General features: G+C 45.2%; 21 protein-coding genes and 1 riboswitch. Of the genes, 15 read left to right on the forward strand and 6 right to left on the reverse strand.

Features of this window, described 5'->3' with window-relative positions; translation table 11 throughout:
* The first annotated feature begins 5 nt into the window (after positions 1-5).
* The 7 genes from MTR82_RS07285 (at position 6) to MTR82_RS07315 (ending at position 8,498) form a co-directional block, all read left to right on the forward strand.
* Positions 6-1,331, forward strand: a complete 1,326-nt coding sequence (locus MTR82_RS07285) for a UDP-glucose dehydrogenase family protein (RefSeq protein WP_246808497.1) — start codon at positions 6-8, stop codon at positions 1,329-1,331.
* Between the two features lie 78 nt (positions 1,332-1,409).
* On the forward strand, positions 1,410-2,066 hold the full coding sequence (locus MTR82_RS07290; protein ID WP_246808570.1) for a sugar transferase: 657 nt from the start codon (positions 1,410-1,412) through the stop codon (positions 2,064-2,066).
* 166 nt (positions 2,067-2,232) lie between these two features.
* Complete coding sequence (locus tag MTR82_RS07295; protein WP_341801984.1) at positions 2,233-2,778, forward strand: glycerol-3-phosphate responsive antiterminator; 546 nt, start codon at positions 2,233-2,235, stop codon at positions 2,776-2,778.
* Between the two features lie 244 nt (positions 2,779-3,022).
* A complete protein-coding gene (locus MTR82_RS07300) occupies positions 3,023-3,856 on the forward strand; it encodes an MIP/aquaporin family protein (protein WP_052650851.1) in 834 nt (277 codons plus the stop codon).
* A 21-nt stretch (positions 3,857-3,877) separates the two neighbouring features.
* Entirely contained in the window at positions 3,878-5,401 is a 1,524-nt protein-coding gene (gene glpK / locus MTR82_RS07305; protein WP_246808498.1) for a glycerol kinase GlpK, read from the forward strand.
* Positions 5,402-5,530: 129 nt separating this feature from the next.
* A complete protein-coding gene (locus tag MTR82_RS07310; RefSeq protein ID WP_246808499.1) occupies positions 5,531-7,234 on the forward strand; it encodes a glycerol-3-phosphate dehydrogenase/oxidase in 1,704 nt (567 codons plus the stop codon).
* Positions 7,235-7,406: 172 nt separating this feature from the next.
* Positions 7,407-8,498 carry a threonine aldolase family protein gene (locus MTR82_RS07315; protein WP_246808500.1) on the forward strand — a complete coding sequence of 364 codons (1,092 nt, stop codon included), beginning with the start codon at positions 7,407-7,409 and terminating at the stop codon, positions 8,496-8,498.
* Between the two features lie 51 nt (positions 8,499-8,549).
* Here the strand turns inward: MTR82_RS07315 and MTR82_RS07320 are convergent, their stop codons facing one another.
* Positions 8,550-8,954 (reverse strand): GIY-YIG nuclease family protein, encoded by a 405-nt coding sequence (locus MTR82_RS07320; protein ID WP_052650855.1) that lies wholly within the window; start codon positions 8,952-8,954, stop codon positions 8,550-8,552.
* Positions 8,955-9,155: 201 nt separating this feature from the next.
* Positions 9,156-9,346: riboswitch (cobalamin riboswitch) on the forward strand.
* A gap of 173 nt (positions 9,347-9,519) precedes the next feature.
* Here MTR82_RS07320 and MTR82_RS07325 point away from each other — a divergent pair.
* From MTR82_RS07325 to MTR82_RS07335, 3 genes are all read left to right on the forward strand, one after another.
* A complete protein-coding gene (locus tag MTR82_RS07325) occupies positions 9,520-10,068 on the forward strand; it encodes a hypothetical protein (protein ID WP_052650856.1) in 549 nt (182 codons plus the stop codon).
* On the forward strand, positions 10,065-11,015 hold the full coding sequence (locus tag MTR82_RS07330) for an ABC transporter substrate-binding protein (protein WP_052650857.1): 951 nt from the start codon (positions 10,065-10,067) through the stop codon (positions 11,013-11,015). The genes MTR82_RS07325 and MTR82_RS07330 overlap by 4 nt, the downstream gene beginning before the upstream one ends.
* 73 nt (positions 11,016-11,088) lie before the next feature.
* Positions 11,089-11,631 (forward strand): hypothetical protein, encoded by a 543-nt coding sequence (locus MTR82_RS07335; protein ID WP_246808501.1) that lies wholly within the window; start codon positions 11,089-11,091, stop codon positions 11,629-11,631.
* A gap of 59 nt (positions 11,632-11,690) precedes the next feature.
* Here the strand turns inward: MTR82_RS07335 and MTR82_RS07340 are convergent, their stop codons facing one another.
* The gene (locus tag MTR82_RS07340) at positions 11,691-12,716 is read right to left on the reverse strand and encodes a glycosyltransferase (protein ID WP_246808502.1); all 1,026 of its coding nucleotides are present in this window, start codon (positions 12,714-12,716) and stop codon (positions 11,691-11,693) included.
* 275 nt (positions 12,717-12,991) lie between these two features.
* On the opposite strand from MTR82_RS07340, the gene MTR82_RS07345 reads away from it, so the two are divergent.
* From MTR82_RS07345 to MTR82_RS07360, 4 genes are all read left to right on the forward strand, one after another.
* Positions 12,992-13,549, forward strand: coding sequence for a DUF4126 domain-containing protein (locus MTR82_RS07345; protein WP_246808503.1), 558 nt, complete (start codon positions 12,992-12,994; stop codon positions 13,547-13,549).
* An 80-nt stretch (positions 13,550-13,629) separates the two neighbouring features.
* Positions 13,630-14,334 (forward strand): GDSL-type esterase/lipase family protein, encoded by a 705-nt coding sequence (locus MTR82_RS07350; RefSeq protein ID WP_246808504.1) that lies wholly within the window; start codon positions 13,630-13,632, stop codon positions 14,332-14,334.
* 184 nt (positions 14,335-14,518) lie between these two features.
* Positions 14,519-15,571 (forward strand): HEAT repeat domain-containing protein, encoded by a 1,053-nt coding sequence (locus tag MTR82_RS07355; protein ID WP_246808505.1) that lies wholly within the window; start codon positions 14,519-14,521, stop codon positions 15,569-15,571.
* Complete coding sequence (locus tag MTR82_RS07360) at positions 15,568-16,977, forward strand: glycosyltransferase family 2 protein (protein ID WP_246808506.1); 1,410 nt, start codon at positions 15,568-15,570, stop codon at positions 16,975-16,977. Before MTR82_RS07355 ends, MTR82_RS07360 begins: the two co-directional genes overlap by 4 nt.
* An 84-nt stretch (positions 16,978-17,061) precedes the next feature.
* On the opposite strand, the gene MTR82_RS07365 is transcribed toward MTR82_RS07360, so the two are convergent.
* From MTR82_RS07365 to MTR82_RS07380, 4 genes are all read right to left on the reverse strand, one after another.
* Positions 17,062-20,262, reverse strand: a complete 3,201-nt coding sequence (locus MTR82_RS07365) for a hypothetical protein (RefSeq protein ID WP_246808507.1) — start codon at positions 20,260-20,262, stop codon at positions 17,062-17,064.
* A 156-nt stretch (positions 20,263-20,418) separates the two neighbouring features.
* Positions 20,419-21,444: a LysM peptidoglycan-binding domain-containing protein gene (locus tag MTR82_RS07370; protein WP_246808508.1), complete on the reverse strand. Its 1,026-nt coding sequence runs from the start codon at positions 21,442-21,444 to the stop codon at positions 20,419-20,421.
* Positions 21,445-21,838: 394 nt separating this feature from the next.
* On the reverse strand, positions 21,839-25,018 hold the full coding sequence (locus tag MTR82_RS07375) for an efflux RND transporter permease subunit (RefSeq protein ID WP_246808509.1): 3,180 nt from the start codon (positions 25,016-25,018) through the stop codon (positions 21,839-21,841).
* Between the two features lie 13 nt (positions 25,019-25,031).
* Positions 25,032-25,850 carry a TetR/AcrR family transcriptional regulator gene (locus MTR82_RS07380; RefSeq protein WP_246808510.1) on the reverse strand — a complete coding sequence of 273 codons (819 nt, stop codon included), beginning with the start codon at positions 25,848-25,850 and terminating at the stop codon, positions 25,032-25,034.
* A gap of 237 nt (positions 25,851-26,087) precedes the next feature.
* On the opposite strand from MTR82_RS07380, the gene MTR82_RS07385 reads away from it, so the two are divergent.
* A complete protein-coding gene (locus MTR82_RS07385; protein ID WP_246808511.1) occupies positions 26,088-26,609 on the forward strand; it encodes a GyrI-like domain-containing protein in 522 nt (173 codons plus the stop codon).
* The last annotated feature ends 2 nt before the right edge of the window (positions 26,610-26,611 follow it).

The raw sequence follows: 26,611 nt of genomic DNA on the forward strand, positions 1-26,611 counted from the left end.
TGAGGATGAAAATTTCGGTAGTCGGTACGGGATATGTCGGGCTAGTGACGGGTGTCAGCCTATCGGAAATCGGCCATCAAGTCACTTGCGTAGACATAAACGAGAAGAAAATAGAGAAAATGAAGAGAGGCATTTCACCGATCTATGAGCCTGGCCTCAGTGAGTTAATGAATAAAAACATATTGGAGAACGGCTTGAAATTCACCACTAGCCATGTCGAAGCCTTTAAGGATGCGGAAGTGATTTATATTGCCGTCGGGACACCGGAAGAGCCGAGCGGGGCGGCGAATCTGGATTATGTTGAACAGGCGGCTATTGACATCGCTAGGCATATTGCGAGACCTGTCACGATCGTTACAAAAAGCACGGTTCCGGTGGGCACTAACCATAAACTGCTGCAAATCATCAAACAGAACCTGCTCCATCCGGTGCGGGTGGACATCGTTTCAAATCCTGAATTCTTAAAGGAAGGTTCTGCTATTTACGATTCTTTCCATGGCGACCGCATTATCATCGGTGCTGAAACAGGACATGCTTTCAAAGTGATGGAAACCATCAATAAGCCGTTCGGAATTCCGATTTACAAAACGGATATTAAAAGTGCAGAGATGATTAAATATGCTTCCAATGCATTTTTAGCTACCAAAATCAGCTTCATCAATGAAATTTCGAATATTTGTGAGCTGGTTGGAGCAAATATTGAAAATGTAGCGGCTGGCATGGGGATGGACCAACGCATCGGCGGCCAATTCCTGAAAGCCGGGATCGGCTACGGCGGATCGTGTTTTCCAAAAGATACAAAAGCGCTTATCCAGATCGCCGGAGACTTTGAATACGATTTTAAATTGCTGAAAGGCGTTGTCAGCGTCAACAAAAAACAGCAGCGGGTCTTAGTGAATAAGTTGAAGCAGTGCTTCTCCAGCCTGCAAGGCAAAAAAATCGCCATTCTTGGGCTGGCATTCAAGCCGAATACGGATGATATGAGAGAAGCAGCTTCTATCCAAGTGACAAATGAATTGCTGAGCTTAGGTGCAGACGTCATTGCCTATGATCCGATCGCTATCGACAATGCGAAAGGCATTTTAGATCCGCTTGTCCGGTATGCTTATTCAGTGGAAGAAGCTATAGCGGGATGCGATGCCGCTTTGATTCTTACGGAGTGGGATGAAATTAAGCGTCTGGATCTCTCTGTATTTAGACAAATGGAACAGCCGCTGGTCATCGATGGAAGAAACTGTTATTCGCTCGATGCGATGAAAGAAGCGAGAATCGAGTACCATTCGATTGGAAGGCCTTCTGTTATTGAAATTATTGAAACTGCCTCTCTGTGAATAGTGAAATTTAACTTCTAGGCGAAAGTGGTGATTTTATTGTCAATTTCCACTCCTGAAAAAACAAAAGAACCGGTGATGAATGAGATGCCGCAATTGACCTTTGAAGAGGTCACTACCAATGAAAATTACGCGTATTTAGCTACGAAGCGGCTGATCGATCTGATGGGTGCCCTGGTTGGCATCATTTGTTTAAGCCCGCTATTCCTGCTGGTCGCTATTTTTATAAAGGCTGAGGATTCGACGGGACCGGTTTTCTTCAAGCAAAAAAGAGTAGGGAAAGACGGAGAAACCTTCTATATGTATAAATTCCGTTCCATGGTCTGCAATGCAGAAGAACTAAAAAAAGCGCTGCTGCGCCAAAACGAAGTTTCAGGACCGGTTTTTAAGATCAAGCACGACCCGCGGGTGACCAAGGTCGGCAGCTTTATCCGAAAGACCAGCATCGACGAACTGCCGCAGCTTTTGAACGTATTGAGAGGCGAAATGAGCCTGGTTGGCCCCCGTCCGCCTTTGCCGGATGAGGTCGAGAAATACACGCCGTATGAAATGAAACGGCTCAGTGTGATACCTGGCCTGACTTGCTACTGGCAAGTGAATGGCCGCAGCAATATTGGATTTGAAGAATGGGTCTATTTAGATCTGAAATACATTTGCGAACGCAATACATTTATCGATATCAAATTAATTCTGAAAACCGTATTGGTGCTGTTTGGCTCGAAAGATGCTTACTAAGAACCGTTCCAATCCCTGTATCGCAGTTTGGCGATGCAGGGATTTTCCATGCTGCGGCAAATGGACAGAAAAGGATTTTAAAAACGGTTGATAGGCGCTGCAAAGCAGTGGATAATGGAATGAATGGATCTCCCAAGCAATTTTCGTTGAAAGGAGGAATTGACTCGTGGCTGACTTAAAAGGCGTTTTGCCGGCATTGCGCAATATGAAAGAATTTGAGCGCTTATTGAAAAGCGACCATGAATACATTATTTATTTGGAAGTGCGTTTATCGCAGCTGAAAACGCTTGTGCAAGCGGCGAAAAAAGCGGATAAAAAAGTGATCCTTCATGTCGATTTGATCCAAGGCCTGAAAGCGGATATGTACGGCATCGAATATCTGGTTAGGGAAATTAAACCGGATGGCATCGTTTCCACACGGAGCAATGTCATTACGCTGGCGAAAAAGAATAAACTGATGACCATCCAGCGGCTTTTTTTGCTGGATAGCCAAGCGCTTGAAAACAATATCAATCTGATCAATCAAGTGAAGCCGGATTACATTGAACTTCTCCCTGGAATCATTCCTAAGGTTATCAAAGAAGTAAAAGAAAAAACGGGAATTCCTGTAATTGCCGGCGGTTTGATCCGGACTGCAGAAGATATTAGCCTGGCTTATAAGGGCGGAGCTGTAGCAATTTCAACTTCCCAACCGGAATTATGGGATAAATAAATGCGCTGCCTGCAAGAAAAAAGTTTCTGGATTGAAATATGTCAAATCCAGAAACTTTTTGAAAAAATCATGTTGACAGCGCTTTCAGTAAGTGCTAATTTAGGATTAACAAGTTAAGAGCTGTGTTGGAGAAATGGAGACCTGCACTGATATGAGTACTTCTGAAGTAGAAGTTTGCTCATTTCAGTGCAGGTCTTTTTTATCTTTTCGGTTCTTAAACAAAATGATAAAGGAGTGTTGAAAAATGACGGAATTTTTAGCTGAAGTAATTGGTACCATGATTTTGATTATTTTTGGTGCCGGAGTTGTAGCTGGCATCGCCTTAAAGGATTCCAAGGCAGAAAACGGCGGATGGATCGTTGTCACAATCGCGTGGGGCTTAGCAGTAACGATGGGGGTATATGCTGTCGGCAATTTCTCGGGAGCCCACTTGAATCCAGCTGTTACACTTGGCTTTGCGGCAGTCGGCGACTTCCCATGGTCGAAAGTTCCTGTCTATATTTTGGCGCAGATAATCGGTGCGATCATTGGAGCAGCTATCGTCTTTTTCAATTACTTGCCGCACTGGGAGCGTACAAAAGACAAAGAAACGAAGCTTGGCGTATTTGCGACAATTCCGGCTGTGCGTAAGCCGTTTTCGAACTTGGTTTCAGAAATCATCGGAACATTTGTTTTGGTAATGGGCTTATTGTTCATCGGAGCAAACGAATTTACAGAAGGGTTAAACCCGCTGATCGTTGGGGCATTGATCCTTGCGATTGGATTAAGCTTAGGGGGCCCTACAGGATATGCCATCAACCCTGCCCGTGATTTGGGGCCACGAATTGCCCATGCTTTATTGCCGATTCCAGGCAAAGGCGGTTCCGATTGGAGCTACGCTTGGGTGCCGATCGTCGGACCGATTTTCGGCGGTATCTACGGGGCAGTATTCTATAAAGCGATGTTTGTCGGCGAATTCAATTTGCTATTCTGGGTACTAAGTGCAGTCTTCTTGCTGGTTTTATTCGGAGCAGCAAGTGTAGAATTGAGAAAAGGCTCAACAGCAGCTGATAAATTAGAAGAAAAAATCATTTCTTAAATCCCAAAGGAGGAGATCGTTTTGACAAAAGATTATATTTTATCCATTGACCAAGGAACAACAAGCTCACGTGCGGTGTTGTTCAACCATGCAGGGGAAATCGTCAATTCAGCTCAGCAGGAATTCGAACAGTTTTTCCCGCAGCCAGGCTGGGTTGAGCACGATGCCAATGAAATTTGGACGTCGGTCCTTGCCTGTATCGCAGAAGTGCTAAGAAAAGCAGACATCACACCGGATCAGATTGCAGGGATCGGAATCACGAATCAACGGGAAACAGCGGTCGTGTGGGACCGCACAACCGGCAGACCGGTATACCGTGCAATCGTCTGGCAGTCACGCCAAACGGACAGCATCTGCAAAGACTTGAAAGAAAGAGGCCTGGAAGACACGTTCCGCAAGAAAACGGGCTTGCTGATCGACGCTTATTTCTCTGGAACAAAAGTAAAATGGATTTTGGACAATGTAGAAGGCGCCCGCGAAAAAGCGGAAAACGGGGACTTGATGTTTGGAACCATCGATTCATGGCTGGTTTATAAATTATCCGGCGGCAAAGCGCATATCACGGATTACAGCAACGCATCCCGTACATTGATGTACAATATCTACGATTTGGAATGGGATGATGAGCTGTTGGAAATTCTGACAGTTCCAAAGAGCATGCTCCCTGAAGTACGCCAATCATCTGAAGTTTATGCAAACACGGTTGACTATCATTTCTTCGGCCACGAAGTGCCGATTGCCGGCATCGCGGGTGACCAGCAAGCTGCATTATTCGGCCAAGCCTGCTTTGAAAAAGGCATGGCGAAAAACACCTATGGCACAGGATGCTTCATGTTGATGAACACTGGTGAAAAAGGTGTGGTTTCAGACCATGGCTTGTTGACAACGCTTGCGTGGGGAGTAGACGGCAAAGTCGAATACGCTCTTGAAGGCAGTATTTTTGTCGCTGGATCAGCTATCCAATGGCTTCGCGATGGCTTGAAAATCCTGGACAATGCGCCTGAAAGTGAAGCGTATGCGGCTTCTGTCGAATCAACAGACGGCGTATACATGGTTCCGGCATTTGTTGGCCTTGGAACTCCTTACTGGGATACGGATGCACGCGGTGCGATCTTCGGTTTAACTCGCGGTACGACAAAAGCCCACTTCATCCGTGCGACGCTTGAATCATTGGCTTACCAGACAAAAGATGTTGTGGATGTCATGATCGAAGATGCTGGAATTGAACTGAAAACTTTGCGCGTCGACGGCGGAGCCGTTGCAAATGATTTGCTGATGCAATTCCAAAGTGATATACTTGATGTACCGGTAGAACGTCCGGTCATTCAAGAAACAACTTCACTTGGTGCTGCATATCTTGCAGGCTTAGCGGTCGGCTTCTGGAAAGACAAAGAAGAAATCGCGAAACAGTGGAAAGTGGAAGAAACGTTTACGAGCTTAATGCCAGCTGAGCAAAGTGAAGAACTTTACGAAGGTTGGAAAAATGCAGTAGCTGCAACTCGTACATTTAAAAAACCTGAATCAAAAACAATTGTTAATTCTTAAGTAAAAGTTAATATTTGGCCGGAGATATCGAGAGACCAAGCCAGTTCAGCTGAAGAAATTCCGCGACTGTAGCTTGGTCTCTTTTGTTTCATTTCCAAAAAATGTAAAAAACTAAAGGAGCGGTATAATATGAAATTTTCTAGTTTTAACCGGACGGAAACGTATAGCAAAATGAAAAGCACGCCTCTTGATTTGATTGTTATCGGAGGCGGGATTACAGGGGCCGGAACAGCGCTTGATGCCACGATGAGAGGCATGAAAGTGGCAGTCGTTGAGATGCAGGATTTTGCTGCAGGCACAAGCAGCCGTTCTACTAAACTAGTTCACGGCGGTCTTCGTTATTTGAAGCAATTCGAAGTGAAAATGGTGGCTGAAGTCGGGAAAGAACGCGAGATCGTTTATGAAAACGGACCACATGTGACGACTCCTGAATGGATGCTATTGCCGTTTTACAAAGGCGGAACGTTTGGGCCGCTAAGCACGAACGTAGGCTTGCGCGTCTATGACTTTTTGGCAGGCGTCAAGAAAGACGAACGCCGTAAAATGCTGTCAAAAGAAGAAACGTTGCGCCGCGAACCATTGCTTAAAAAGAAAGACATTAAAGGCGGCGGCTATTACGTCGAATACAAAACAGACGATGCGCGCTTAACAATGGAAGTCATGAAAAAAGCTGTTGAAAAAGGCGCTTTGGCGATGAACTATGCAAAAGTTTCGAGCTTCATCTACCATAACGGCAAAGTGGTCGGCATCCGTGTAGAAGACCAAATCGATGGCAAAATCCATGAACTTTATGCGAAAAAAATTGTCAATGCAGCTGGACCGTGGGTGGACACGCTGCGCGACAAAGACCATTCAAAACAAGGAAAGACTTTGCAATTAACAAAAGGGATCCACTTAGTATTTGATGGCCGCCGCTTCCCGTTAAAACAGGCGATCTATTTTGATATGCCGGATGGCCGGATGGCATTTGCGATTCCGCGCGAAGGAAAAGTGTATGTGGGTACAACGGATACCGTTTACAAACAAGATATTGCGCATCCGACAATGACAACAGAAGACCGCGATTACGTCTTAAAAGCGATTGACTTCATGTTCCCGGAAGTCGGCATTCGCATTGAAGACATCGAATCCAGCTGGGCTGGACTTCGTCCGTTGATTCATGAAGAAGGTAAAGACCCTTCTGAAATTTCACGGAAAGATGAAATCTTTGTTTCCAATTCCGGCTTGCTGTCGATTGCCGGCGGTAAATTGACAGGATACCGTAAAATGGGCGAAAGCATCGTTGATATGGTAGCGGAGCAATTGGAAAAAGAACATGGCTTGAAATTCAAAAAAGTATCGACCAAACACTTGCCGATTTCAGGCGGCGAAGTAGGCGGTTCAAAAGGATTTGTGAAGTTCTCTGAAGACCGTGTGCGTTTAGGCGTAAGCCGCGGCCTTTCTCCGGAAGCAGCACGCAAACTGGTTCAGCGCTACGGATCCAATGTGGACCAAGTCTTTAATTTCTTGTTTACCGGAGACGCTGAAGCGGCTAGAGAAGGAATCGATCCAATCGCGTTCGCAATGCTGCGCTACGCTTTGGAATACGAAGCGGCTTACAAACCGGTAGATTTCTTTATCCGCCGTACAGGCGCGCTGTTCTTCGACATCAATTGGGTACATGCCAATAAAGCATCTGTAAATGCGTATATGGGCAAAGTGCTTGGCTGGACAGAAGAACAGGCAACTGCCTACAGCAATGAACTGGAAGGCCTTCTATATGAAGCTGTGCACCCGGTTGAAGTGGGCGGCAGCCGTTCAAGTGCGTCTTTTAAAGCTGCAGCAAATTCCTAATTTCATAAGCAAGCCGCTCTGATCCATCCAGATCAGAGCGGCTTTTTTTAATGCTTGCTCGCTTTTTCTTAAATTGTATCCGCTTTTCCAGGTTTTTAACGATTTGTCCGTGTCTTTAAAAGTGATATAGTGGAGAAAAGCGCAAGTATTCTGATAGATGGGGAGCTAGAAAATGAAATTCAATGAACGGTTAAAGCAAAGCTATTTTGACGCTGAGCAGGTATTGGCAGGGCATGGCAAACGGGAAGTCCACGTATTAAAAGAGGCATTTGAGAAGATAGACGGCGATGTGGAAAGCGACATGTACGGCCAAGGAGCTGTTATCGAAAAATTCCAGGAGAAAATGGCGGATTTATTGGGGAAAGAAAGTGCGGTGTTTTTCCCAAGCGGAACGATGGCCCAGCAGATTGCTTTGCGTATTTGGTGCGACGCAGCAGGCATTCGGAAAGTGGCTTACCATCCGTTGAGCCATCTGGAAATCCACGAAGAAAAAGGACTGCAAGAACTGCATGGAATCGAATCAGTGCTGCTTGCTGAAAAAAATCGCGTAATTGAGCTTGGAGATGTCCTTCAAATGGAAGAGGAAGTAGCATGTGTGCTGCTCGAGTTGCCGCAGCGTGAAATCGGCGGGCAATTGCCAAGCTACGAAACATTGGAACAGATTTCTGCCCATTGCCGCACACAAGGGATCAAACTGCATCTGGACGGAGCGCGGCTGTTGGAAGTGCTTCCGTATTACGATAAGACTGCAAGTGAAGTCTGCGCTTTTTTTGATAGTGTCTACCTCTCGCTATATAAAGGAATCGGCGGCATAGCAGGAGCGATCCTGGCAGGGGACAAGGAATTTACGGACCAGTCGAAAGTATGGAAACGGCGCCACGGCGGAGATTTGATCTCGCTGTATCCGTATATCCTTTCTGCAGTTTATTATTTTGACAAACGCTCTGGCAAAATGGCAGCTTACTATGAGCAGGCGAAAGAACTGGCCCGCTTGTTCAATGGCTGTGAAGGCATCAGCACTTTGCCCGTCGAACCTGTATCGAATATGTTCCATGTCCATTTCAGCCACCCGAAAGAAACGATGGAAGCGCTGTTGGCTGATCTCCATCAGGAAACCGGAATCGGGCTGACCAGCTACGTCAAAGAGCTGGAAAACGGCGGCAGTTCCTATGAAGTCAGCATGGGGGATTTGTACGAAACGGTGCCGAAAGAGAAAGTAGAGGCGCTTTTTGCCAAGCTGAATGAAAAAATGAAGGCAATTTAATATAGAAGGAAGCCTTTAAAAGACCCAAAATGTCATTTACAGGCTTCCTTATTATCCTACATACCATTTCTTGTACACCGGTTCTAATGTGTAGGCAAGCATATGTTCAACAATTTCTCTTTTTTCAGGCTGTTCGATTTCCACCCAATGAATCGTGATAGGTGATTGAATCGCTTGAAAGAATCCGTGGGGGGCATGAGTTGCCTTTTTCAATTTTGCAAAATGGCGGCGGATGCGGTTATAGATCGGTGCCCCTTTTCCGATGTAGAGGATATTTTGATTGGAATCGCAGAAAATGTAAATGCCCTTTGCCATCCCCATGTTCAGTTTGATTTTATTCAGCAATTTGGTAGTCTCATCATTCAAAAGAAAAGGCACATTTTCGATCGACTTCCAATTTTCATTATCAAATGCATAATTTTCTTTTTTCAGAAGCTCATGAATCTTTTCTTTCATCTAATAATCCCCCTCATTGGTCGGCTTTGAAAATTCAGTCCTATTTCATATTTTCGACTTATCTGATTATTAGTTTACCCAATAAACGATTAATAAGCGATAGCAGAAGTAAAAGTCGTATTATTCAAATATCTGGAAGCGCTTTCTAAACGGAAAATGTGCATCTTTGCCGAATAAAATATGCTACACTGGAAACAAGTGAATAATCATGCAGAAAAAAGGTACTGATTCGTCAGCATAACAGGGAATCCGGTGTGAATCCGGAGCTGTTTCCGCAACTGTAAGTGCGTATGAAATAAGAAAATGCCACTGTCTAAGATAATCTGGACGGGAAGGTTCTTAGAGTAAATCGATGCACAAGCCAGGAGACCTGCCTTTTTTTGAACGTATTTTTACTCTTCGGAAGATAAGGGAATCATACGGCAACTTTTCCTCTTGCGGCTTTATTGACGAGCCGTTTAATTGGTATTGTGCCGCCCTTTTTATGAGGGCGGCTTTTTGCTGTTTATCTGAAGTGCGATGCGGCAGATTACCACGAAGCCCATAAAGAGAAGAGGTGATTGGAATGAAAAAAGATATGCGCTATATCTGCTATCCGTTTATGCGGGAGTCCGCATCCACAGTGGATTTTGAAATCCGGACCGATTCATTGACAACCCGAATTGGGGAAGCCATTTCCTTGGCTGGAGACATCCCGGAACTGCAGCGGGACCTCCGCTATCTGCAGCCCATGGCTTATCATCTGAACGGTTCAGTGCGGGGGAAAATCGCTATTGCTGCGGAAGATCTCGAAATCTTAAGCGGGTTATACGATGCTTACGTGGCGGAAGTGGAAGACAGCATCGGAAATTTTGTCTTGCCGCAAGGGACGCCCGCTGCCTGCTGTTTGCATGTATGCCGCAGCGAGGCGAAAAAATCCGTGCGGGCCTTGCATAAAGTCAGCTTAGAGCGCGAAGTGCCCGAGATTTTATTTGATTATGCGCAATTGCTTGCCAATGTATTATTTGCGATGGCGGTTTATGCCAACCGCAAACACGGCATGGAAGAAATACCGTTCATCAGCAAATCCTATCCGACAAGACCGAAAAAGAGAAAAGAGGAAAAAGTTAAATGAAGAAATCTTATCTATTGAGCGGAACACTTGCACTCGCTGTATTTCTTGGTGCCTGCCAAAGTGAGGAAAGTACAGGCGCCGACAATCCAACAGACCAAACCAGCACAGAAACCGAAGCGGCTGAATCTTATGCAGTGACAGACGATCTAGGCAATGAAATAAAATTTGAAGAAGTCCCGGAAACAGTCGTTTCTTTAATTCCGAGCAATACGGAAATCCTTTATGCGTTAGAAGAAGGGGATAAATTGATCGGCGCTACGGATTTTGACAACTATCCGGCAGAAGCTATGGAAGTCGAGCGGGTTTCCGATTCCGTGAAATTCAATGCAGAGCGTATCATCCAATTGGATCCGGATATCGTCCTTGCTTATTCGACTGGCGGCCCGACCGGACTCGAGGTGTTGGAAGAAGCGGATATTCCTGTCTTCGTCATCGAATCTGCCGCTTCGTTTGAAGATGTATATGGTGACATTGAACAAATCGCTCAAGTAATGGGAGTTGAAGAAAAAGGCGAAGAACTAATCGCTTCCATTCAAGGAGAAATCAAAGATGTCCAAGACAAGCTTGCTGAAGTTGAACAAAAGAAAAAAGCTTATATTGAAATCAGTCCATTGCCTGAAATCTATACAACTGGCGATAAGACCTTCCAACAGGAAATTTTGAATCACGCTCAAGTGGAAAATGTATTTGCAGATTTGGAAGGCTGGCCGCAACTTTCTGAAGAAGAAGTGGTGAACCGGAACCCAGAACTGATTTTTACAACGGTATCCTATGTGGAGAACGCTGTAGATGAAATCAAAGCCCGCGATAGCTGGTCGGAAATTGCGGCTGTCCAAAATGAGCAAGTCTTCTTGTTGGATTCAGATATCACCTCACGTCCGGGGCCAAGAATCGGAGAAGCCGTGAAACTTGTAGCCGAAACCGCTTACCCAGATTTATTGAAATAAGTTCATTAAAACCACTGTCCGAAAAAAGGGCGGTGGTTTTTAAATTGATTAAATTTTCAGATAACTGGTATAATTGGTCAACTTTATCATTGAAGGGCATCAATACCATAGCCGTTTTTTCCCGGAAGCGCCTTTTTTGACGCTGCTGATGAGCAGGCGCGACATAGATGAAGTCTACCGGATCCCTGCGAAGTCCGGGCTTTCAGAGAATAGCGTGGGGATGCCTTTGCTGACTGTGCCGGAAGGAAAAGAAAAACATGGCTATTTTCATGCTGTACTTGATTTGTCATTTGTCAGGGAAATCGAAGAACCGCATTATTTTGATTTCTCTTTAATCAGCGCATTCGAAGGCTATAAAATCCAGACGCGGTTAATGGCGGATGCCCGGTATTTCGAAGATTCCTTCGGCTTGTTCGGGACGGCAAAAACCGGCTATTTTGATGTAAAACCTTACCGGACCAAACACGGAAATTTCTCAGCCATTTTCAAAGAACCGGATAAAATTTCAGATAAGCTTTCCATTGAGAAAGCGGTAATTTATCAAAATGGCGATGAAGTCCGCATTTGTTTACATGTCCATTCGTTGAATATACTGGAGATTGAGTGGGCAAAATAGTGAAAAATAGCCGATTGGATAAAGCCGCTTTCATAGTCTTTATCCAATCGGCTATTTCCTTATGCCCGTCTAAAAAACTTGTTGAACGGGCTGGCAGGTTTTGGCGCTTTTAACAACGAGCGCCACGCTTGAAGAAATAGTGCATCCGAGTAGGGGGCCCCCATACTTTCGTCCGCTTCTTCCGGGGAGTGGAGGATGACTGTGACTTTGCCTATATGCGGTAAAGCTTCTCTTAAAACTTCTTTCTGTTCGTTTGTTAAAACCACGAGTTCATCAATTTGGTCGAGGTGATCCCGCGTATATCGGCAAAAGGAATGCTCTACGCTATTTAGCTCTAAATGTTGGAGGAATAAAATCTTTTTGACCTTAGGGACCTCCATTTCGAGAACCGGGCGATCCAACAAGCGTTCATCGCAAACCACGGTGGAATGCGCCTCTATCATTTGTCCCAAACAAAAGCGGATCCATTCGGTTTCTGACTGAAATTCAAGTGCTTTTCCGTCCTGGAAAACGTAAATGCTTTTCAATTTTTGTTCGGATGTTCCGTCATACATTTTATTCAAATAAGCCTTCCCAAGTTCATCTAAGTAAATTTCTTCCAATACATATACAGTGCCTTGCCGATAATGGATTTCTTTATGGCAGAGCCCTGCACAGTTGTATTCTTTCCGGACCTTTCTCTTATGCTGATAAGGGTCCAGCATATCGATAAATTTCAAGCGCTTATCGGGGGTCTCGTAATTTTTGTACAAAACATATTTGCCATTATCAAAATAGCGGTATGCCTTGCCATTTTCTACTGCTGACCATACCAACCCTTTTTCTTCTAGCGGATGTTCAATTTCCCGTACATCATAAGTTCTTTTGGAAAGGAAATCGTAGATATTCAATAATTGCACCTGTTTTGGAATCAACGCTTTTTCATAGTAAAGCTTGTAAACCGAGTTTAAATCCGGATTATAGTCTGTGGATATAATGGCAGCCGGAAACTTGCCGTGCGCACTTAACAAGCGCGTTCTTTTTAATAATGCTTCTGTGCGCCCCGTTAATTCTGCAGACAAGGTTGAAGTCACTGCATAATGCATTCAAATGTCCTCCTCGGTCAATTTCAATCATCCGATGGTACACTGTCTGAAACCAGATTGTTAAAACATAAGGCAGGGTTTTGGGCTAAATACGGCGAGTGGATTGAAAACTTCCATTCATTTACTAGTGTAATAGCTATAATAATCTTTTTTTTCATCCATGTCATCAACTTATCGTTTTATTAGCGTGCTATCGGATGATATCCAGGGAGTGTTTGAAGCAGCGCTAATCAGGTCATAGTAAAGCAAAGCGTTTTAAAGAACGGAGGGCTAGGATGGAAATGATACTCGCAATTTGCATTGGACTGGCTTTAAGCGCCACTACTGGTTTCCGTGTATTCACGCCTTTACTGATCACCGGCTTATTTGTGCGGGCGGATTGGCTGTCGCTGGCTGAAGGCTTTAGCTGGGTTGGCAGTACTCCGGCATTGATCGCATTTGGTGTAGCGACGGTTCTGGAAATTACGGTCAACTATATCCCGGCTGTCGGTTCGTTTATGAAAGTATTGGAGACGCCGCTCGCTGCACTGGCAGGGATTTTGCTGACGGCTTCATTTATCGGGGACATGAGTCCATTTTTGGAATGGAGCATCGCCATTATTGGAGGCGGAGGCATTGCCACTACTTCCCATGCTGCAGTAGCATCCGTCAAAGGGGCAAGTGAAACCGTCTTGATGAGCCCGGCCGTTGCAGGGATCGAAGACGCGACGGCCACGGCTGTACCCATCCTGATTTTCATCATTCCGATATTAGCGATTGTCTTCTTGATTGTGCTGGCAATTATCTTCCTGAAAATTTATCGCCGCTTCTTTTCCAAACCAAAAGCGGTTTAGGCGGGTTTAACGCCGGGCTAAGAAGGAAATACTTTCTATTGTGCAACGAAAAGCAACTAGAGAAACAGGAAGTGGACAACATGAAAAAAATCAAAATGTTTTTAGGAATATCCGTGGCGTTAAATCTTGCCTTTATCGTCATGGCCGGGTTTTTTCTTGCAAAACAAGGAGGCATCGCTTTTGTGAAAGAACAATGGGCTTCGCTGACTTCGGATCAGGAATTCCCGGATTACTATGTGCAAAAGAAAGCGATCTTTGAGTCACTGGATACGGAGGCGCCGGATAAGGTCTTTCTCGGCGATAGCATCACCGACCATGGAGAATTTCCGGAATACTTCCCGGATGAGAATGTAGTGAACAGAGGAATCGCAGAAGATACATCAAAAGGGGTCTTGAACCGCATCGATGAAATCGTGGATCGGCATCCGAAAGAAGTATACATAATGATTGGCATTAACGACATAGGAGCGGGTTCAAGTCCGACAGCTTACGAAAAGAATATGCGCCGCATCATCGAGGCATTCGATTTGTCGGAGACTCAGCTCGTCCTGCAGTCGATTTTGCCGATCAACAATCAGGATTTCAATAACGAATTGTCTAATGAGAAAGTCGATGACTTCAATCAAATCCTCGTATCCCTATCTAAGGAGTATGGAGTTGGCTATGTTGATTTGCAGCCGGAATTTGAAGGGAAAAATGGGCAGTTGGAAAAGGATCTGACGATTGACGGCATCCATTTAAAGGGCGTCGGTTACGATAAATGGATAAAAAGCCTGGAATACTAATTTTAAGCACCTTATTATAACCAATAAGGTGCTTTTCTCATGTAGTTTTTTCCTTGGTTTTTATTGTAGAATTAAGTTTGCAATTGTTGGATATTTACAATTTATTATATGAAATTAACTTATTTTAGAAAAAATAGGGTATGAAAAAAATAGAAGCAGGGTTAAATGGAAGGGGCGTATGAGAATGGTACAGACATTCCTCTGGGTAGTGGTGGGATTGCTGGCGGTGCAATTGGTGTTATTGGCCGTATTAATTGTTGGCAAACAGAAGGCGCTTAAACGGCAACGGAAAATAGCGTGGGTCAAAGGGCAGGTCATGCCGATTTACCGCCAGTTTATCGAAGCTCCCGAACAAAAGTGGATGGAACCCCAACTTCCTTCAAATAAATCGATCAGGCAAGCTGCGATTGAAGAAATGCTCATTGATTTTCAAGAGACTTATAAAGATCAAAAAGAACGAAACCGCATCACGGATCTGGCAGAACGCCACTTGGCTCCGCGCTATCAATCCATCCTGAAAAATGGGGGATGGGCAGAACGGATCAATGCCCTTTATTTCATCGAAGATTTTCGCATTGCCTCATTAAAAGAAGAAGTATTTAGCCATTTTAAGAGCTTGGCTAAACAAGATGATGAGTACTGGCAATGTCTCCGGGCGGCTGCCATCCTGCAAGAGCCGAAAGTCGTGGATGTACTGTTCGAAGAGTCGAATTTATCGGTCGGCTTTGCCAAAGAATTATTAATGAGAATGGATGAGGAACTGCATCAAAGAATCATGGCGCGGATGTTTATGAAAGATGATGCGCCTGAAAACCTGCTGTACGCATTTATTATGCTGAATGGCGAACGGAAAAGTGAACGTTTTTTCCCGTTTGTCGAAAAATTGATGACCGACGAACGGAAAGAAGTGCGGATCAAAGCAATGAAAAGTTTGACGCATTACGGCAGACTTTCAGACCCCCAAAAATTGTCCGCTTTCTTCATCTCCCTTTTCTGGGAAGAGCGCATGTATGCAGCTAAGTTAGCGGGAGCTTGTAAATTGACCGATTTTAAAGAACAGCTTATCCAATTATTCACGGATCCGGTTTGGTGGGTTCGTTTTGCAGCGGCAGACAATCTTCAGGAATTTGAAGATGGCAATGCGCTGCTGCATGAAATTGCTTCAACCAGTGAAGATGCCTATGCCCGCGATGTCGCAAGGCATATGCTGACGAAGAAAGGGGGCGGAAATCGATGAACGCGATTGAAATCATATCTTTAGGCATCATTGTTTATATGCTGGCGGCCGGAGGTATCTATCTTGTGCTTTTCCTGGTAGCCGGACCGAAAATCAACCGGGAGAAAAAATTGAATCGGACAGAGCAAATTGAAGAGATAATGATCAACAAAGATACCTATCCGATTTCTGTGTTAGTCCCTGCTTACAACGAAGAGGCGGGAGTGGCCAGTACCGTCCGTTCGCTCTTGTCTTTGAATTACCCGCAATATGAGATTATTGTCGTCAATGACGGCTCAACCGATAAAACGAGCGAAAAACTGATGGATGTCTTTCAGATGAAACGGATCGAGCTGGCCGCAAGAAGCTATTTTAAAACGGGCAAGCTGACGGCCGCTTATCAATCCGAATTGCATCCTCACCTCTATTTGATCGAAAAGGAAAATGGCGGAAAAGCGGATGCCTTGAATGCCGGTGTGAATTTTTCCCAATATCCTTATTTCGCTGCAATCGACGGCGATTCCATTCTTGAAAAAGATGCACTATTAAAAACAATGAAGCCGATCATTGATTCAAGCGGAAGGGTCACGGCTACGGGCGGGACGGTCCGGATCGCCAATGGCTGCAAAATCGTCAAAGGGGAAGTCACGGAAATCAAATTGCCGAAACGGCCGCTTGAAGTCATGCAGATCGTTGAATATTTCCGCGCCTTTTTGATTGGGCGCCTCGGTTTTAGCCGAGCGAATATTTTGTTGATCATTTCCGGAGCTTTCGGGGTTTTTGAGAAAAGCCGGGTCATCAAAGTCGGCGGCTATAACACCAATACGGTGGGAGAAGATATGGAATTGATCGTTCGGATCCACCGGTCGATCAAAGAGGAAAAGTCCAATCAGCGCATCGAATACATCCAAGATCCAGTTTGCTGGACAGAAGCGCCGAGCACCATCGCTTCCTTGCGGGCACAGCGAATCCGCTGGCAGCGCGGATTGGCTGAAACCATCTGGATTCACCGGAAGATGCTGTTTAATCCGAAATATAAAGGCATTGGGATGTTTTCCATGCCCTATTATTTGTTCATCGAGCTGTTAAGCGCGGTTTTTGAAGTCATCGGCTACGGCATCATTATCAGCGGATTGCTGTTTTCGTTCGTGGATACCGACATCGCTTTGGTGATGCTGCTCGTCATGATTTTGTACGGCTCTCTTTTATCCGCCCTTGCGGTGCTGTTGGAGGAATGGACGTACCATAAATACCCGGACGTCAAAAGCATTTTCATCCTCTATGTCTATGCGTTAACCGAAATATTCTGGTACCGGATCCTGGCCAATTTCTGGCGTGTGCAGGGTTTAATTTATTCGCTCCGCAAAAAGCATGCGTGGGGAGACATGGAACGAAAAGGCGTTTTCTCAGACGATACGCCAACCTAAAAAGGAAGCCCATTTGTGAACTGCACCTCCATTGTTAGTTGTGTCTAACAATTTTGGGTCAGTTCATTTGAGGGCTTCCTTTTTTTATTCCACTTTTCCAAAGAATTCTTGGAGGATGTAATAGGATTGTTTCAAGCGTTCTGTTGTTTCAGGAAGTTCCCATGGCTCCCACGTGTACGCCGCAGGTTCTTCGCCAGCGAATGCATCAACGATTTTGTCCTGATCAGTTAAAGTGGCAGCGACGGCAATGCGGTCAGCTGACATGGACGATTCAAGGCCGTCTTTCCAGAAATCGCCGGCAAATTCTTTTTGGCTTGGATCTTTAGCGTTGAGCAGCATCCATGGAATGCGGATTTCAAGCACACCCGTGTCTTCCGAATAGAAATAATCGTTCAAGGAGTCGTAGTCCTCACTTTCCGGATCTGCGATTCCGAATTGCAGCACGCCGGTTTCGTAAGAAGAGAACGGAAGGACTTCTCCGGTATCCGGGCGCGTGATTTCTTTGCTCAAGGCGAGGCGGATCGGATGGAAGACCGTTGAGATGTCCTCTTTCGATTCCGGTATCATTTTGAGCCTCTCTGCATAATCGTAGTAGAACGAATCGTAATCTCCGGCAACCAATAGACGGGCAGAATCTTTGCCGTTGATCTGCAAATGGAAGTCGGCTTTGAATGTGGCGTCCGTTCCAATGTCTACCGGAATTCCTTGGCCGTCCCGAATATTGAAATATAAGTGGAATTGCTGCTGGTTCCACCAATCCCTGCGGCTTTCATCAAAAATGGTTTTGATGTAAAGGTAGCGTTCGTCGTGGTCCATTTCGATCGACTGCATCGCTCCTTCATTTTTCTCGTAAAGTGTTTCACCCGCTTCCCAGTCATCCACGCCGTTTACTTTCACTTTATGCCGGTCAAAACTCAAGATGCCGAATTGCTGCTCGTTTGTTTGGGCATTTGACCAGAATGGACGCTGATCCGGGTTGTCGTAGTCCATCGTATTCCATGTCCGTTTAAACCACTCATCCTGCCAGGTAAATACTAGCCCGCCAAGCATGCCTTCATGCAAGATATCTTCATAGAGATGCTGGGCGATTTCACCTTGCTGTTTCTCGGAAATGAAACCTTGGTTCCAGCCGGATGGATTTTCATGCGTTTTTCCGCGGGAAGCGGGCACACCGAATTCGGCTACTAATATTGGCATTTCATGCGAGTCGTTTAAGTCTTTCAAATAGCCGGCGTAGTTGTTTTTCTCGCCGCGATGATCGATAAACTCCGTATATTTTTCCTCTAAATTCAAGAAGTCAGGATAGTAAGGGTAGATATGATAAGAAGCAAACATCCCGACATTTTCAGTTTGTCCTGCCAATTTAATGTGATTGGGATCGATTTCTGCAATATCTTCTTTTTCACTTGGCTCTGAAGGCTGCTCTAAATTATCCGTAGTCACCCAATTGGTAAAGCTTAGCGGGCGCATACTTTGGTATTGATCCATTTCGTATGAAGCGAGCATATCCAACTGCTGCGCAATCCAATTTTCCATGGCGTTGGCGCCTTCTGTGTAGACATGCTTTCCTTTGAAGTCGCCAAGATCGGGATACGTGTTCACCATTTGGTCCACCATGGACGGATCCCATTCGATGCCCGCAATCCAGCCGATGACGTAAGGGGAAATGTCCGCATCGTACGTTCCAGCCGCATGTCCGGGACGCGGTTCGACTTCTGCACTGCCGTGGACAACATCTACCAACGTCTTGATGTCTGTTTGGAACCTTTCGGTAATTTCAGGATCGAAAGCATCAAGTTTCTCCACAAGCGGTTCTTCGTCAATCCAGACGCCATGATAGACGTAAAGAGGCTGGTCAGCCTGCTCGTTATAAGCTTTCAATGCTTGATAAAAAGCGGGCGGGTGTAAAGTATAGACCCGGATGGCATTGGCATTCATTTCCCCGATCTGCTCGAACCAGCGGTCATATTCTTCTCGTGAAATGGCTGCTTCACCGGGGAAAGTGCCCGGTTTTGCCATTCCCATATTGACTCCTTTGACGGTGAAATCTTTCCACTCGCCGTTTTCAAAGACTTGGAAATCCTGCCCATTGACTCTGGCTGGGAAAGCGATTCCTTCGTCTTTGGCTAATTCCGGAGCAGCCGCCGCCGTTTTAGAAGCAGCACTGTTTTGGAGAATCTTTTTCATCATTGGAGCATACGTTTTCCAAAAGAAACCGGATTCTCCTGAAAGGCTTTCAAATGATAGCCATGACCGCACTTTCGCAAATCCGGCAAATTGATAAAAGCTCGGGACTTCTGCAATGTCGACAAAATCTCCAGCGAAATAAAACGTGTCAGCCGCACTTTTTTGCTGGTGGACGATGGCCGGGAAAGAGGCAGGTATGCCATTTTCAGCGAGCAGGGACTTCCCTTTTTCCGAAAGATCCCAATCATAATTCGCTAAAATGCTGCTTTCCTCTGCTTCATTAATATCAAACCAATAAGTAAATTCGGGAGAGTCTTCCATTGAAAAGAATTCCTGTCCCGCTTCTGTAAAATCCAATTGAATCCCATCAGGGCCAATCAGCCCTTCCTGTTCAGACAGAACCAGGATCTCACCTGATAGGTCATTGGCCAACACAAAGCCGCTGCCGGCAAAATTCCAGCGGTCTCCAGTTTCTTCAAAACGGGAGATGACCCAGGGAGGAACTTCATCTTGCTGTTTATCCAGTTCATTGAATTTCCGTCCGCTCCAGCCAGTCGGCTGAATCCCCAAATAATCAGCTGCTGCATCCCGGACTTCAATGGAGGTGGGGGACGCAAGCGTATTGAATTCCACTACCAAGTCGCTGCCTCCATTATCAACTTGATTCTGGATGCTTTGCCACTCAGCCATTTCAAGTCCGCCATAAACCAAAGAAGGAGCCTCTTTCGCTTCTTGTCCCGCTGTCTGCCAAGCTAGGTCTTCTTCATAGACTCCGTATGTATCGGCTAAATAAATCATATCGGTTTCGCCGAAATCTTCCGGAACCTCACTCAACTTATAAGATTCATTTTGTTCGTCAGGCTTAAAGCCGTAATAATCTTTACTGGCTTCATAGGCTGAATCGTCGTTTTTTAAATAACCCATATGATTTAAGAGCCATGTCAAACCATGGTGTTCTCGATACGTTTCGGATGGCACCGTTTTATCGATGATGGCAACTTGCAAATTTTCTTTCTCCTGCAAAAACCAGAAAACGAAAGGCAAAGCAATTACAATGATAAGTCCGAGGATGGAAAATAGAATTTTTCGCACCAGCATTCCTCTTTTCTCAAGCAAAATTAAATTCAGCTTTCATTATAGCGCAAATTATCTTGGAATTATTGTATTTTACTTAGGCTGAAAGAGGTAATTTTAAAGAAAGATGGGAAATTTTCCAATAAAAAAGCAGCCGGTGCAAATGGCTGCTTTCAACATTTATTTGGGGATGGTCAACACTTGGCCAATTTTTATGATGTAAGGGCTTGGAATTTTATTGGCTGCGGCAATTTTTGCGACAGTGGAATTGTGTTTTTTGGCAATGCTGTAAAGCGTATCTCCTGCTTTGACCGTATATTTCACTGATGCAGCAGGAGGGGCGGCCTTAGCTGGAATGATCAATACTTGGCCGACACGGATGATATACGGACTTGAAATTTTATTGGCTGAAGCCAAAGCGTTGACCGTGACGTTATAGCGTTTAGCGATGCTGTAAAGTGTGTCTCCTGACTTGACCGTGTATTTAGTGCCGGCAGGCGGAGGAGCGGAAGGCAATTTGAGCAATTGCGAGACCGTCACAAAAGAATAGCCTTTTGCTTTTAATTTGGTGATCATGCCTTGAAGGGCGCCAGGAGTTCCGGATGCCCCGGCACCTGTATGCATCAAGACGATAGAGCCAGGGACGATATTGTTGACGACTTTGTTGGTGATGGCTGTGGAAGATACACCTTTCCAGTCCAAGGTATCAATGTTCCACTGGATGGTGTGGGTGTATCCGGCATTTCCGACTGCCGCCAAAACGGCTGAATTTGAAGCGCCGAATGGTGCACGGAATAAAGGCTTCGTTGATTTGCCGGTAATTTTTTTCACAGCGGCTTCTGTTTTATCCAATTCCGTTTTTATTTGAGAAGCGCTCAGTTTTGTAAAGTCAGGATGGGAATAAGAATGGTTGGCCAGTTGATGGCCGCTGGATGCAATGTTTTTAATGGCCTGCGGATGGTTGTTGGCACCGGACCCCGTCAGAAAGAAAGTCGCTTTGATTTTATTCGCCGATAAGGTATTCAGGATTTTCTGGATATTGGTGCCGTCGGATCCGTCATCGAATGTGAGTGCGACAACTTTGCTTGAAATAGTCGCTTTTGAGATGAATTTTGAACTGGCAGCTGCAGCAGGCGGCGAGAAGGAGAGGGCGGCAAAAAGAATTAATAAGAAGGCTGCGGCAATTTTAAGAAGTTTGCTATACATCATATCCACCCCTTTAATCGTTACGCATTTAGTTGAGTGCGTATGTATAAGCATGGAATGAATACATTTTTATAACTTCGAGTCTTTCAATTCGTATTCTTTTTATAATTCTATTATATCATTTTTCTGAATTTTTAATAATATTTTTTTATTCGTTTTATAAAAATACGCATAAAAAGACCTAATTCAAGTACCTGAATTTATTCGCATAAAATAAAAGCGGGTTTTTGTTGAAGGTGAGAAGTTTTCGTGTTGAGGTGCGAAATTAGGGATACGAGGTGCGAAAAAACTGGTCTGAGGTGCGAAACTTTCGCAATGAGGTGCGTTCGCCTTCATTCGTCCCCTTTTAAGGAAAAAAAGCAGCCCCTTCCAATTTGAAAGGGGCTGCTTCTAGTTAATCGTGCTGTTTTTTACGGAATTTCGCTGTCACTTCATAAACAATCGGCACAATGACCAACGTCAATAGAGTGGAGCTGACAAGTCCGCCGATTACGGTGATGCCAAGTCCTTTAGAGATCAACCCGCCGCCGTCGCCTTCAGCGCCGATAGCAAGCGGAATCAATGCGCCAATGGTTGCAAGGGCCGTCATCAAAATCGGACGGAGACGCGTTACGCCGCCTTCAAGCAGGGCTTCGCGAGTCGTAAGTCCGGCTTTTTCCATATGGATAACCCGGTCAATCAATACAATGGCATTTGTGACTACGATACCGATCAGCATCAAGACACCGATTAAGGCATTGACACTCAATGACTCACCGGTAATCCAAAGCGCAACCAGCACACCGATAACCGTGAATGGCAGCGAGAATAGGATCGCGAATGGAGCCAAAGCGCCGCCGAATGTGACGACGAGTACGAAGTAGACAATGGCGATCGCAGCTAGCATCGCTAAGCCGAGCTGGCTGAACGATTCATTGATTTGTTCGGTCACGCCGCCGTGGTCGATTGAAATGCCAGAAGGCAAGTCAAGATCCGCCACTTTTTCATCAATTTCCGTCGTGATGGCCGCTGCGTTGTTTCCAAGTACATCTGCAGTCAATGACGCGTATATTTGGCCGTCTCTGCGGTTAATAGTATCAGGCGATTTGCCTTCTTCCACTTCCATCACATCGCCAACAGCAACGGTTGTGCCAAGGGCTGTCGGGATTTGGACGTTTGTTACATCATCAATTCCTGCATAAGTGGTTTCTTCAGTTTCAATATAAACATTAATGTCTTTGTCATCATTTTTAACAGTCGTCAAGATTGGCGCTTCGCCGACATTGCTTAATGCCATGCCGATTTGAGCAGCCGTCAGGCCTTTTTCACTCAGCGCTTGTTGATTCGCGACTAAAGTAAACTGGTCATAAGCTTCAGTCAAGCTTGATTCCGTGTTTTCCAATTCCTTATGATTTTCCATGATCGGCTGGATTTGATCAATAGCGGTTTGGATGTCTTCAAGATTGTCGCCGTAGACGAATAATTCAAGTCCTGTGGCGCCCATGGCCGCAAAGTCAAGGCTGCTCCATTCGCCGGCTTCTGTATTTTCGTTCAGCGAATCAATCAAGTTTGTGCTTTCTTCGCTGAATTCTTCAAAATCAGAATCGTATTCAATATAGAACAACGCGGAATTGTCTCCGCCGCCGCCCATCGCTGTCAACGGATTGCCGCCGCCAAGCGAGTATTGGTACGAAGTGACGCCGTCGCGATCTGCAATTGCGCTTTCTGCTTCAAGCGCAATTTCTTCCACGTCTTCACGCGTCTGTCCAGGTTCCGGGCTGTAAGTAGCCATTACAAGTTTCTGTTCTTGTTCAGGCAAGAAACTTACCCCGATGACCGGCACTAAGAAAAGACTCGCTGCAAGAAGGACAGCAGCTCCGCCGAATGTAATGATCTTATGGTTCAAAGACCATTCCAAAATGCGTTTGTAGCCAGCAGCCATTTTTCCAGGCTTGTGTTCTTTTGTCACTGATTTAGTGGCATCCAAATTTTTCAATTGTTTGCCGTACATCAAATGGGCCATCATCGGAACGATTGTGACTGCAACGAGCAGGGATGCTGCAAGTGCGAAGACCACTGCAAGCGCGAATGGCAAGAACAATTCACCAATCTGTCCGTTGACAAGCGCCAGCGGCAAGAATACGGCAATCGTTACGACAGTAGAAGAAAAGATTGGAAGGAACATTTCACGTGTTGCTTCGCGAATCAATTCTTTGCCGCGCAGTTTTTCGCCTGGCAATGCCATACGGCGGTAAATATTTTCAATGACGACAATCGAGTCATCGATGACGCGCCCAATTGCTACGGTCAAAGCGCCAAGCGTCATGATATTTAAGGTAATATCGAGTTGGTTTAATAAGAAAATCGCCATCAATAAAGAAAGCGGAATCGAAATGATCGAGATCAAAGTCGTTTTAAAGCTGCGCAAGAAGAGCAGGATGATGACAACGGCAAATAGGATGCCGTATAAGGCTTTGCTCAGCATAGTTTCAACTGATTGTTCGATCGGCTCTCCTTGGTCAAATGTTGTTGCCACAGTTAAATCGAAATCTTTTTCCAAATCCGTGATGACATCTTTGACGCCGTTTACAACCTCTACGGTATTGGCATCCGGAGATTTCACAATGGAAAGGCCGATTGATTCTTCGCCGTTCGTCCGTGAGATGGACTCTGCTTCACTGACAACTTCAATTTCGGCTAACTCGCTTAATACGACAGTCGGAATTGCGGCTGCGGCCGGCACTTCAGCAGAAGGCGCTGCCGGTGCTGCAGATGGTGCCTCGGGTGCCGCAGCGCTTGGATCTTCTGGTGCGCCGGCTGCTGCATCGCCTGATGGGGCTTGCGCTGCCTGTGGAATCGCTGGGATTTGAAGGTTCTTCAAATCATCAACGGTTGTTACATTTCCATCAATGACCAAGTTTTTCAATTCGCCATCAAAATTCGTCAATCCTAATGGGAAAGTCAAGTTAGATCCTTGGATCAATTGCTGAATCGTTTCTTCTGTCAATCCATACTGGGCTAAAGCCGCTTCATCGAAAGTCATGGTCACTTTCTGGACACGCTGTCCAGAAACTTGAGCCTCAGACAATCCGTCGATGCCTTCGACAGCCGGGAGGACATGTTCTTCCACATCTGCCGTCAATTCTTCCAAAGAGCTGCCGGGCTTACTTACGCTTAGCGCAAGGACCGGGAAAGCATCTAAACTGACGCGGGATACTTCCGGATCGTTTGCAGCTTCCGGAATGGAAATCTGGGACAAAGCATCTTCCAATTGGCGTGTCGCTTCGTCCATGTCCACTTCAAAAGCGTACTGGACTTGGATCGTAGAGGCATTTGCCAATGAAGTCGATGTCACCAGTTCGACGCCATTCATATTTTGAATCCGCTGCTCCATCGGAATCGTGACTTCTTCCATGATTTCATCCGGTGCAGCACCTGGATACGTCGTGACAACAGTCACCGCAGGAAGCGTGATGCTTGGAATGGATTCTTGTTTCATGGTCAATCCAGCATAAAGGCCGGCGACAACAACCATGATCGTCAAAATCCAAATAGCAAACTTGTTGTTCAGTGAAAAATCAATGATTTTCTTCAATCGATACACTCCTTCAAATGAACTTTTCTAAAGTTGAAAGTTCGGTTGCTAATGATTCTTCTTGTTTTAAATAGTCCAGTAAGGCCTCGACCAAAAATGCCTTGGCATCTTGTTTGGCCATTTCTTCCTTCAACATCAGAAAAGCGGATAAGTGCTTTTCCCGTTGGGAAGAAGTTTGTTTGATCTGTTCTTCCAATTGGTTGTAAGCTTCTTCAAGTGGAGAAATGGTGGAGGTAAAGCCGGTCAGAACGTGTTGGATCTTTTCCGAGTGGTTAACGATGGCATCAAGGCTGGCAACGATAAATTCAGCCAGAAGCTCCTTGTTGATCGGCCGGTTCTCAAAAATCAAATAAAAATAATACTCCTTTTTAATCCCTTCATAGACGGTCACCAAATCGTAGATGAAAGGTTTGGCTCGGTCCCCATAGACTTCGAGCAAACTATATTTATGTAAGACTAACTGCGCCATCCGAAGTTCTTGCAGCAAATTTTGCATAAGTTCATTGTCGTATGCCGGGAAATCCTTGAAGACCATTAAAAAGAATTCCTTGTTCATCACTGTCCGCTCAATTTCAAGCAATAATTTTTTCTTGAAAAATTCCCGGTTAGTCAAGCCGGATTCGAAGTCGGCGCTATTTAAATCTCTCGTCAAATCCTCGTGGTATTGTTTGAGGATTTCAACGAAGATGCCTTCTTTCGAATCAAAGTGCTTGTAAAAAGCGCCTTTTGATATTCCCGCTGCCTTCGCTATTTCCTGGACAGATGTTTGATGAAATCCTTTGATGGAAAAGAAATGTACAGCATGATTCATCAATTCCTGCCGTTTGTCCATAACACCCCTCCTTAAAACCAATTGGTCATTTTAAGTAACCCTTCGGTCATACTTTAGGATAAAGCTTGAAAAAAATTGAGTCAATTTATAGGGACTTATATCGTGTGTCTATTTTGTGTCTTGAAAAAGCGCTGAACGGACAGTGCGTTTTCCGCGAAAAATTAGGGTAAATAGAAAGAAACAGCAAATACTTGGCAGCATTCCATCAAAAGTAATTCGAAGAAGGGAAGGTTTTAAATGGCTTCGTATTTATTGTCTGGACCGACTGTGGAATATAGAGTGGAACAGCCGTACGCAGCAATCCCCATTCAAGCGGCCTTAGAGGAGTGGAATAAAACCACCGCTTTAGTGCCTGAACTCTTTCAGTGGCTGGAGAACAAAAACGCACTGCCGGCAGGCGCACCGTTCTATCGATATTGGTGCCTTGGAGATGGCAAAAGTGAATTCGATCTGGAAGTTGGAGTGCCACTGGAAAGCATGGTTGCCGGCGATGAACGGGTCATTGCCAGTTCGATTCCTGAAGGGTCTTATGTTTGCGCTATCCATAGAGGGCATCCGGATACGCTTGCGGATTCCGTGCATGAAGTAGAAAAATGGGCGGAAAAGGAAGGCTTGTCTTTCGATAAACGCTTTGAAGGGAATATTGAAATTTGGAATGGGCGCTTCGAACAATATTTAACAGATCCTGAAACGGAACCGGATTTAACCAAATGGGAAATTGAGCTATCTTTTTTAATTTTGCGCGATGAAATCGCATAAAA

The organism is Planococcus ruber (assembly GCF_022819085.1).
Classification (GTDB): domain Bacteria; phylum Bacillota; class Bacilli; order Bacillales_A; family Planococcaceae; genus Planococcus; species Planococcus ruber.